The 999-nt window shown below is 69.1% G+C and carries 1 protein-coding gene and 1 pseudogene; both read right to left on the bottom strand.

All coding sequences use genetic code 11. From position 1 onward, the window contains the following. A partial coding sequence (locus tag AAAX32_RS10000; RefSeq protein ID WP_349100737.1) for an NAD(P)-dependent oxidoreductase occupies positions 1 to 689 on the bottom strand: 689 nt, incomplete at its 3' end. A gap of 75 nt (positions 690 to 764) precedes the next feature. Continuing rightward, positions 765 to 998 (bottom strand): annotated as a pseudogene (locus AAAX32_RS10005) (dTDP-4-dehydrorhamnose 3,5-epimerase family protein); the annotation flags it as partial. Position 999 lies beyond the last annotated feature (1 nt).

Here is a 999-nt window from a genome sequence, read left to right on the forward strand (position 1 = left end):
ACCGGCACGACCCTGTCCCCGTTGCCGTTGGCGGCCTCGAAGACGGCGCGGGCGATATCGGCCCAGGACTTGACGGTGCCGGAGCCGGTGCAGTCGTAGGTGCCGTAGGGGGCGTGCGTCCCCAGCACGTGGAAGATGGCCTCGGCCATGTCGCGCGTGAAGGTCAGGCGGCCCAGCTGGTCGTCAACGACCGTGACCTGCTCGAGCCCGTCCTCGGGGTCGGCGACGCGGTCGGACAGGCCCTTCATCGTCTTGACGAAGTTGCGGCCCTCGCCGATGACCCAGCTGGAGCGCATGATGTAGTGGCGCGGGCACCCGGCCACGGCGATGTCGCCGGCGGCCTTGGTCTGGCCGTAGACGGACAGCGGGCTGAGGGGCTCGTCCTCGTCATGCACCTCGGCGGTGCCGTCGAAGACGTAGTCGCTGGACACGTGGACGAGGGTGATCCCGTGATCAGAGCATGTGCGGGCGAGGAGGGCGGGGCCGGTCGCGTTGGCCTTCCAGGCGGTCGCGCGGCCCTCGGCGGTCTCCGCCCTATCCACGGCGGTGTAGGCGCCGCAGTTGATCACGGTGCCGTAGAGCGACCAGTCGTACTGTGCGTAGGCGTCCGGGTCTGACATATCGAAGGTGTCGATGTCGCAGAAGTCGAAGTCCTTGGCGACGCCGCGCTCCTCCGCCAGCCTGCGCACAGCATGGCCCAGCTGGCCGTTGCAGCCGGTGACGAGGGTGCGCTTCGGCGCCATCGGGACGACGTCCCTGAGGTACGGGTGGTTGAGGTCGGCCTCGGAGACGGTGGCCTGGTCCAGCGGGATCGGCCACTCGATGGCGAGCTCGGGGTCGGCGAGGTTCACGAAGGTGTAGGTCCTCTTGAGCTCCAGCGACCAGTGGGCGTCCACCAGGTAGGTGTAGGCGGTGCCGTCCTCCAGGGCCTGGAAGGAGTTGCCCACGCCGCGCGGGACGTAGATGGCCCTGGACGGGTCGAGCGTGCAGGTGAACACC

This window comes from Collinsella sp. CLA-ER-H3 (assembly GCF_040092425.1).
Classification (GTDB): domain Bacteria; phylum Actinomycetota; class Coriobacteriia; order Coriobacteriales; family Coriobacteriaceae; genus Collinsella.